Here is an 8,659-nt window from a genome sequence, read left to right as displayed (position 1 = left end):
ATGGCGGTGTAGCTCAGCTGGCTAGAGCGTCCGGTTCATACCCGGGAGGTCGGGGGTTCGATCCCCTTCGCCGCTATACTATTGATCTTGTCGGACCTTTAGCTCAGCTGGTTAGAGCTCTCGGCTCATAACCGAGTGGTCGTAGGTTCAAGTCCTACAAGGTCCATAATTAGCTGGAGGATTACCCAAGTCCGGCTGAAGGGAACGGTCTTGAAAACCGTCAGGCGTGTAAAAGCGTGCGTGGGTTCGAATCCCACATCCTCCTTAATATTAACGCGGGATGGAGCAGCTCGGTAGCTCGTCGGGCTCATAACCCGAAGGTCGTAGGTTCAAATCCTGCTCCCGCAATATTTGGCTCGGTAGCTCAGTTGGTAGAGCAATGGATTGAAGCTCCATGTGTCGGCGGTTCGATTCCGTCTCGCGCCATATTCTTTAATAATTAGCGGGTGTAGTTTAGTGGTAAAACTACAGCCTTCCAAGCTGTTGTCGCGAGTTCGATTCTCGTCACCCGCTTTGAACATTTGTTCATTACCAAGTTTTTAACTTGGGCGCGTAGCTCAGGTGGTTAGAGCGCACGCCTGATAAGCGTGAGGTCGGTGGTTCGAGTCCACTCGTGCCCATTTTGGAGAATTACTCAAGAGGCTGAAGAGGACGGTTTGCTAAATCGTTAGGTCGGGTAACTGGCGCGGGGGTTCGAATCCCCCATTCTCCGTAGAGAATCAAGTTAGCTTTCTAGCTAACTTTTTTTGTTACTTTGATACATCAATAGAAATAAAAATGTAACAAAGGCGTAACATAAAATCTTTCATTTTCTGTTATACTAGTTAGTGTCTTATATGAAGGAGTCTTTTATTATATGAAGAAAAAATTATTAACGACTATTTTACTTAGTACAGTTGCTTTATCACAAGTAGGTACAGTTATTTCTGTAGGAGCTGATTCTACTGATGATAAAATCGCTGCACAAGATAGTAAGATTGCTGATTTGAGTTCGAAAGAACAAAGTGCACAAGCAGAAGTTGATCAAATTCAATCTCAAGTTTCTGAAATCAAAAAACAACAAGAAACTCTTAAAGCTGAAAATGATCGTTTGAATGAAGAGTCTGCTCGCCTCTCTGCTGAGATTGGAGAGCTTTCTAAGAACATTGTTGCTCGTCAAGAATCATTGGCGAACCAAGCACGTAGTGCTCAAACAACAGGAACTGCTACAAGTTACATTAACGCTATTGTAAGTTCTGGTTCTTTGACTGAAGCTATTTCTCGTGTTTCTGCAATGAATGAAATTGCTAGCGCCAACAACAAAATGCTTGAAGAGCAAAAACGCGATAAAGAAGCAATTGACACTAAGCAAAAAGAAAACAATGAAGCAATCAACACTGTTATTGCGAACCAACAAAAATTAGATGAAGATGCGCAAGCGTTGACAACTAAAGAAGCTGAGTTGAAAGTTGCACAATTGAATTTGGCAGCTGAAAAATCAACTGCAGAAAATGAAAAGAATGCTTTGCTTGCTGAGAAAGCAGCAGCTGAGAAAGCGGCAGCTGAAGCAGCAGCAGCTGAAGCAGCTTACCGTGCACAACAAGAAGAGCAACGTAAGGCTGTAGAAGCATCTGCTAATACTAACTTGCAAGCACAAGTGCAAGCTGCAACTCAAACACCAGCAGCTGAAGCAGCACAACCTCAAGCAACTGTTGCAACTCCTGCTGCAGCACCAGCAGTTCAAACTCAAACTGTTGCTACACCTGCTGCAACTAGTCGTCCAACATACAGCACATCTGCAAGTTCATACCCAGTAGGTGAATGTACTTGGGGTGCGAAAGTATTGGCACCTTGGGCTGGTGATTACTGGGGTAATGGAGCACAGTGGGCTGCAAGTGCCGCAGCAGCTGGATTCCGTACTGGTAGCCAACCACAAGTTGGGGCTATTGCATGTTGGAATGACGGTGGGTATGGACACGTGGCAGTGGTTACAGCTGTTCAATCTACTACAAGTATCCAAGTATCTGAATCTAACTACTTAGGTAACCGTAGCATTGGGAACTACCGTGGATGGTTTAACCCTGTGAATGCACAAGGATCAGTTACTTATATCTATCCAAACTAAGAATTCAAAACACCCACTTTTAGTGGGTGTTTTTTACTATAGTTACTATTTTAATTTTGGGGGGGATTATGGATTGAAAAATCATCTAAAAAGCGTTACAATGGTTAAAGAGAAGATTTGTACAATTTGTACATTGTGGTTAAATTTATGTGGAGGAAATCATGTCGTTTTCGGATTTAATGCTGTTTGCTTTATCTTCTAACCAAGATTTGGCTGAACGTGTCTCTAAGGAGATGGGACTGCCACTTGGTAAGTCGACCGTACGTCAATTTTCAGATGGGGAGATCCAGGTCAATATTGAGGAGTCTATTCGTGGTAAAGAGGTTTATATTCTTCAATCTACGAGCTCTCCTGTAAATGATAATTTAATGGAAATTTTGATTATGGTAGATGCTTTAAAACGTGCCAGTGCTCAAACCATTAATGTAGTAATGCCTTATTATGGTTATGCTCGTCAAGACCGTAAAGCTCGTGCTCGTGAGCCGATTACTTCCAAATTGGTTGCCAATATGTTAGAGATTGCTGGTGTGGATCGTCTCTTAACCATTGATTTGCATGCAGCTCAGATTCAAGGGTTCTTTGATATTCCAGTGGATCATTTGATGGGGGCTCCATTGATTGCAGACTACTTTGAACGTCGTGGAATGGTTGGTTCTGACTATGTGGTAGTCAGTCCGGACCACGGTGGTGTGACTCGTGCTCGTAAGCTAGCTGAATTTTTGAAAACTCCAATTGCTATCATTGATAAACGTCGGAGTGTTGATAAAATGAACACCAGTGAAGTCATGAACATTATTGGGAATGTCGAAGGGAAAACTTGTATCCTGATCGATGATATGATCGATACTGCAGGAACAATTTGCCACGCTGCAGATGCACTTGCTGAAGCAGGAGCAGTAGAAGTCTATGCTAGTTGTACGCATCCGGTATTGTCTGGTCCAGCTATGGACAATATTCAGAAATCAGCCATTAAGAAGTTGGTAGTATTGGACACCATTTACTTACCTGAAGAGCGCTTAATTGATAAAATTGAACAAATCTCCATCGCAAAACTATTGGCAGAAGCGATTATCCGCATTCATGAAAAACGTCCTTTGTCTCCTCTATTTGAAACTGGAAATGCAAAAAAATCTTAAAAATGTAAAAAAGAGGTTGTAAAGAGCCTCTTTTTTAAGAAAGGAAAGATATGTTTTTCAACTGGTTAAAAAAAGAAAGTAAGATAAAAAAACAGAGGGAAGAGTTGCTGAAGGAAGCACAAAAAAATGAGGATAGAATGGATCCTTGTCTACCCAAAAAGACCTTGCCAAAGAGCTCTGCAGTCAAATAAAACAAGGAAAACGCTTACGAGATCAAAGGATTCTATTTTAGCAGTCAAATAGTCAACTTACCTGTAAAAAAATATAAAATTCCTTAAAATTAATTAAAAAAGAGGTCAGATTTTATTGACAAATAAATTATATCGTAGTAAACTAATAATAGTTACGAAGTAACGAACTATTTTTTTAAAATGAAAAAAGGAGATAAAACAATGAAAAAAGTTTTATTATCATCAGTAGCAGCGCTTGCAGTATTTGCTGCAGCAGCACCTGTATTTGCACAAGGTGAAAACCCAAATGCATCTAACCAATTGATCCAAAAGAAATATGTTTCTGAACGTGACGTTGCTGATGAAGCAAATGCACAAGTGGCAGCACATGACGCTGAAATTCGTGCAGAAGTTGCAACACAACCTTCTGTGGTAGCAGCTCAAGCAACTCTTAATGCAGCTAAAGATTACACTGGTCATGACCATGATGTAAAACTAGCTCGCGCTCAAGAAGACTTTGATCGTGTTTACAACGAAGCTTACAATACTGTTCGCAACCGTTACATCCAAGTTCTTCAACAAAAATATCGTGAAGCAGCTCAACGCCAAGGTAACTACTGGAACGATCCAACTGGTGTAGAAGATAACAAACCTAACCCTACTCGTATTGCAGAAGACATCAAAGCTCAAACTGGTAAAGATGTTACTGTTACTACAGATGAAAAAGGTAACGTTGTAGTTAAAGACGAAAAAGGTAACGTTATTGGTACTGTTGACAAAAACGGTAACCTAGTTAAAGCTGATGCTAAAGCTCTTCCAAAAACAAGCGCAGTTAAATAATTTGATTATTAATTAGCTCGAAACGAATATCACTGAGTCCTAGGGCTCAGTGATATTTTTTAGAGAAAAAATCGTCACAAGGAGATCAATGAAATGAAAAGAGCTGAGAAAAAAGCTTCAAATAAATTGACTGGGATCATGCTTGCTCTTGCTGCAGTTGTCGTGATTGTTGCTGGCTTTATTTTCTTCAATCCATTTGGGGGAGGAAAATCATCTCATACAGCTAAAAAAACAACTAGTACAAGCTCAACCAAACAAGTAGCTAAATATGAACCAAGTCAAGAAGAAAAAGAGTATTTAGCCAACCGCTTTGCTCAATTAACTTCTGTCAATCCAGAAGCGATTGCCTATGTTTATGCTCCAGGAACTGAGTTAGATGAGCCTGTTGTTCAAACAGGGGACAATGCTACTTATTTGGATAAAACTTTTGATGGTGGAAACGAACCTCTTATGGGAACTGTTTTCATGGATACTGATAATAAAAAAGACTTTAGTGATCGTTTGACCTGGCTCTTTGGTCACGCACGTGGTAGTAAGGTTGAAGATCATCGGATGTTTAACGATGTTAACTTCTATGATAACCAAGAGTACTTTAATCAGCACCCTTACGTAGTTATTGAAACACCTGAGCGCAAGTATTATTATGAAGCAATGGGCTTGGTCATTGTTCCTGAAACAACAGCTTTCTATCGTACCAGCTTTTCAGATGATGAAGAGTTCACTAGCCAGTTGAGAAATATCTATGAGGCTGCGCGGACAAAAAATCCAAATATTAAAATCAATGCTTCTGATAAGTACCTAGTCTTGTCTACTTGTCGTGAAGAAGATGAAACGATCCGTTCCAATCTCTATCTTCGTCAAATTCCGGATTCGGAAATGAAGGATTTCTTGGCGAAACATGGTGATCAGTTGAATTATGTTGCAACACGTGGTCAAGAATAGAAAAGATTTGGTAAAATTTATTCAATGAGAGGATTTAGCATGTGCTAGGTCCTTTTTTTGATGAGAAAGGCCATTATTGTATCATTTTAGTTGGGACTAGCCCCTTTTTTGCGATGCTTTTCCATTTATAGTATAATGGTGATAGAACTTTTTTTGGAGGTGGCTATGGATTTAACAAAACGGTTTAATCAAAATTTGAATCGAATCGAGATTTCTTTGATTCGTCAGTTTGACCAAGCCATTTCTTCTATTCCAGGTGTTTTACGCTTAACCTTGGGGGAACCAGATTTCACAACACCAGATCATATAAAGGAAGCGGCAAAAGCAGCTATCGATGCCAACCAGAGTCATTATACGGGGATGAGTGGCTTGCTAGCTCTACGTGAAGCTGCTAGTCGGTTTGTAGCTGAAAAATATAATTTACAGTATCGACCAGAGGACGAAATTTTGGTCACTATTGGAGCAACGGAGGCGCTTTCTGCGACCTTGACCGCTATATTGGAACCTGGAGATCTAGTATTATTACCAGCACCTGCTTATCCTGGTTACGAACCCATTATTAAACTGATGGGGGCTAGTGTCGTCGAAATCGATACGACTGATAATCGCTTTGTCCTCAGCCCAGAGGTTTTAGAAAAGGCTTTAGAAGAGCAAGGGGATCGCGTCAAGGCGGTCATTCTCAACTATCCAGCTAATCCAACAGGTGTCACCTACTCTAATGAGCAGATGCAGGATTTGGCTAGAGTCTTGAAGAAATATGAAGTTTTTGTCGTTTGTGATGAGGTCTATTCAGAATTAACCTACACAGGTCAGCCTCACGTTTCCTTGGGATCCTATCTACGGGACCAAGCCATTATTATCAATGGCTTATCTAAGTCGCATGCTATGACAGGCTGGAGACTCGGTTTTATCTTTGCGCCGGCTCCCTTGATAGCTCAATTAATCAAGAGTCATCAGTACTTGGTGACTGCAGCGGGGACCATGAACCAGTATGCAGCCATTGAAGCCTTAACGGTTGGAAAAGATGACGCAGAGCCGATGAAACGGGAATACATAGAGCGTCGAGATTATATCATCAAAGAAATGTCTGCCATGGGCTTTGACATCATCCGCCCAGATGGGGCCTTCTATATCTTTGCTAAGATCCCACAAGGGTATCGTCAAGATTCGTTTGCTTTTTTGAAGCTCCTAGCTCAAGAACAGGCTGTTGCCTTTATCCCAGGAATGGCTTTTGGACCATACGGCGAAGGATATGTACGCTTGTCTTATGCAGCTAGTATGGAAGTAATCCAAGAAGCGCTGAGTCGGTTGAAGGAGTTTATGAAGGAACATGCTGGAGAGCATTGAGAGTCGTGGCATCGTCCTCTACCATCGGGATTATCGAGAGGACGATAAGCTGGTTAAAATCTTTACAGAGCAAGCTGGCAAGCTCATGTTTTTCGTGAAACATGCCAATCGTTCTCGGTTGAATTCTATGATCCAACCGTTGACTTTAGCGGATATGTATCTGAAAATCACTGATGACGGACTCAGCTACATCGAAGATATTCATGAGGTTCAAAGTTTCCAAGGGATTAATCAAGATCTTTTTCGTCTTTCCTACGCAACTTATATACTGGCCTTGGCAGATGCTAGTATACAGGATCGTCAACCTGATCCAGCTTTATTTGCTTTTTTAGAGCAGACCTTGCAATTGATGGATCGGGGCTTGGATTATGAAATATTGACCAATATTTTTGAAATGCAGATTTTATCCCGATTTGGTGTCGCCTTAAACGTCCATGAGTGTTGTGTCTGTCATCGAGTGGGCCTGCCTTTTGATTTTTCATTCCGATTGGGTGGTGTCCTATGCCCAGATCATTATGATCGTGACGAAAGACGAGCCCACTGGGATCCAAATGCTCTCTATTTGTTGGATCGTTTTCAAGCTGTGAAATTTAGTGAGTTGGAGACGATTTCCATCCATGATGAGATGAAGACAGAATTGAGAAAGTGTCTAGACCAACTCTATGATGAATATGTTGGCATTCATCTAAAAGCTAAGAAATTTATTGATTCCCTGGGAAGCTGGGGAGAGATTTTAAAAGATCAGTCTGGAGGTAAGAAATGAAAAAAATTGCAGTCGATGCAATGGGTGGAGATCATGCTCCACAGGCCCTGGTAGAAGGGGTCAATCAAGCCATACAAGAATTTAAGGATATTGAAGTCATTTTGTATGGGGATGAGACTAAAATTAAGCAATACCTGACAGCAACTGAACGGGTATCGATCGTCCATACGGATGAGAAAATCAACTCAGATGATGAGCCAACTCGTGCCATTCGTCGGAAAAAGCAAGCCAGCATGGTCTTAGCAGCGCATGCAGTTAAGAATGGGGAAGCGGACGCGATGCTTTCTGCAGGAAATACAGGAGCACTTTTGGCTTCTGGTTACTTCATCGTCGGTCGGATTAAGGTCATCGATCGTCCAGGTTTGATGTCAACTCTTCCAACCCTTGATGGTAAGGGCTATGATATGTTGGATCTGGGGGCAAATGCTGAAAATACGCCAACACACTTGCACCAATATGCGATTATGGGAGCCTATTATGCAGAGAATGTTCGTGGCATTAAGCGGCCTCGTATCGGTCTCTTAAATAACGGAACAGAGGAAAGCAAGGGGGATCCCCTCCGCAAGGAGACCTATCAATTATTAGCAGCAGATTCTGCCCTCAACTTTGTAGGAAATGTAGAAGCGCGTGATTTGATGGATGGAGTTGCTGACGTCATTGTGACAGATGGATTTACAGGAAATGCTGTCCTTAAGACTATGGAAGGAACTGCTTTGGGCCTCTTTAAACAGTTGAAAAGGGTCCTTAGTGGTGGTGGCTTGAAGGCTAAGATTGGAGCCTTCCTCTTGAAGAATGATCTAAGAGGTTTGAAAAAGACCTTGGATTATTCAGATGTTGGAGGTGCGGTCTTGTTTGGTTTACAAGCCCCTGTCGTGAAAACCCATGGTTCTAGTGATGCCAAGGCAGTCTATAGCACGATCCGCCAGATCCGGACCATGTTGGAAACAGATGTTATTCGTAAGTCTGTGGTTGAATTATCAGAATTGGAGGAAGAGAAATGAGTCGTCATCAAGAAATTTTTAAACTAGTTGAAGGGTTGATCAAAGATCATAAGGGATCTGAGTATGAGGTTACTTTGGATTTGGATTTACGAAAGGACTTGGAAGTAGATTCAGTTGATCTCATGGAATACATTATTTATTTGGAAGAAGCCTACCAAATTGATATTCCAGACAAGGATATTGATGCCATGGCAACCGTTGGAGATATGGTAGACTACGTTTTGAAGAAAACAAGCAAATAAAGTTCGGTTTTTACGAACAAATAAGCATCTAAAAATAAGAGGTTGAATCTTTTTGATTCAATCTCTTATTATTTTTTTGTTACAAGCACACAAGATACGGATTTAACTTGAAAA

General features: G+C 41.3%; 8 protein-coding genes and 8 tRNA genes. All 16 read left to right on the top strand.

Annotation, left to right across the window (positions count from 1 at the left end; all coding sequences use genetic code 11):
- The first annotated feature begins 2 nt into the window (after positions 1–2).
- The 16 genes from HMPREF9421_RS01995 (at position 3) to HMPREF9421_RS01915 (ending at position 8,545) form a co-directional block, all read left to right on the top strand.
- Positions 3–76: transfer RNA gene (locus tag HMPREF9421_RS01995), tRNA-Met, on the top strand.
- A gap of 16 nt (positions 77–92) precedes the next feature.
- A tRNA-Ile gene (locus tag HMPREF9421_RS01990) sits at positions 93–166 on the top strand.
- Between the two features lie 9 nt (positions 167–175).
- Positions 176–265: transfer RNA gene (locus tag HMPREF9421_RS01985), tRNA-Ser, on the top strand.
- 9 nt (positions 266–274) lie between these two features.
- Positions 275–348, top strand: a tRNA-Met gene (locus tag HMPREF9421_RS01980).
- A gap of 5 nt (positions 349–353) precedes the next feature.
- Positions 354–426, top strand: a tRNA-Phe gene (locus HMPREF9421_RS01975).
- Between the two features lie 16 nt (positions 427–442).
- A tRNA-Gly gene (locus tag HMPREF9421_RS01970) sits at positions 443–513 on the top strand.
- Between the two features lie 33 nt (positions 514–546).
- Positions 547–620 (top strand) — tRNA-Ile (locus tag HMPREF9421_RS01965).
- 4 nt (positions 621–624) lie between these two features.
- Positions 625–712: transfer RNA gene (locus HMPREF9421_RS01960), tRNA-Ser, on the top strand.
- Between the two features lie 144 nt (positions 713–856).
- Positions 857–2,104: a peptidoglycan hydrolase PcsB gene (gene pcsB / locus HMPREF9421_RS01955; protein WP_006595313.1), complete on the top strand. Its 1,248-nt coding sequence runs from the start codon at positions 857–859 to the stop codon at positions 2,102–2,104.
- 161 nt (positions 2,105–2,265) lie between these two features.
- On the top strand, positions 2,266–3,240 hold the full coding sequence (locus tag HMPREF9421_RS01950; protein ID WP_006595312.1) for a ribose-phosphate diphosphokinase: 975 nt from the start codon (positions 2,266–2,268) through the stop codon (positions 3,238–3,240).
- A gap of 392 nt (positions 3,241–3,632) precedes the next feature.
- Positions 3,633–4,250 carry an amylase-binding adhesin AbpA gene (abpA, locus tag HMPREF9421_RS01940; RefSeq protein WP_006597049.1) on the top strand — a complete coding sequence of 206 codons (618 nt, stop codon included), beginning with the start codon at positions 3,633–3,635 and terminating at the stop codon, positions 4,248–4,250.
- Positions 4,251–4,343: 93 nt separating this feature from the next.
- On the top strand, positions 4,344–5,192 hold the full coding sequence (srtB, locus tag HMPREF9421_RS01935) for a class B sortase, LPKTxAVK-specific (protein WP_006595309.1): 849 nt from the start codon (positions 4,344–4,346) through the stop codon (positions 5,190–5,192).
- A gap of 165 nt (positions 5,193–5,357) precedes the next feature.
- Complete coding sequence (locus HMPREF9421_RS01930; protein ID WP_006597051.1) at positions 5,358–6,539, top strand: pyridoxal phosphate-dependent aminotransferase; 1,182 nt, start codon at positions 5,358–5,360, stop codon at positions 6,537–6,539.
- Positions 6,523–7,302, top strand: coding sequence for a DNA repair protein RecO (gene recO, locus HMPREF9421_RS01925; protein ID WP_006595307.1), 780 nt, complete (start codon positions 6,523–6,525; stop codon positions 7,300–7,302). The genes HMPREF9421_RS01930 and recO overlap by 17 nt, the downstream gene beginning before the upstream one ends.
- Positions 7,299–8,303, top strand: coding sequence for a phosphate acyltransferase PlsX (gene plsX, locus HMPREF9421_RS01920; protein WP_006595306.1), 1,005 nt, complete (start codon positions 7,299–7,301; stop codon positions 8,301–8,303). The genes recO and plsX overlap by 4 nt, the downstream gene beginning before the upstream one ends.
- A complete protein-coding gene (locus HMPREF9421_RS01915) occupies positions 8,300–8,545 on the top strand; it encodes an acyl carrier protein (RefSeq protein ID WP_006595305.1) in 246 nt (81 codons plus the stop codon). Before plsX ends, HMPREF9421_RS01915 begins: the two co-directional genes overlap by 4 nt.
- Positions 8,546–8,659: the final 114 nt, after the last annotated feature.

It is taken from the genome of Streptococcus australis ATCC 700641, from assembly GCF_000186465.1.
Taxonomy (GTDB): domain Bacteria; phylum Bacillota; class Bacilli; order Lactobacillales; family Streptococcaceae; genus Streptococcus; species Streptococcus australis.
The sequence above is the reverse complement of the archived record's forward strand: the minus strand, read 5'-3'. Positions and strand labels throughout refer to the sequence as shown.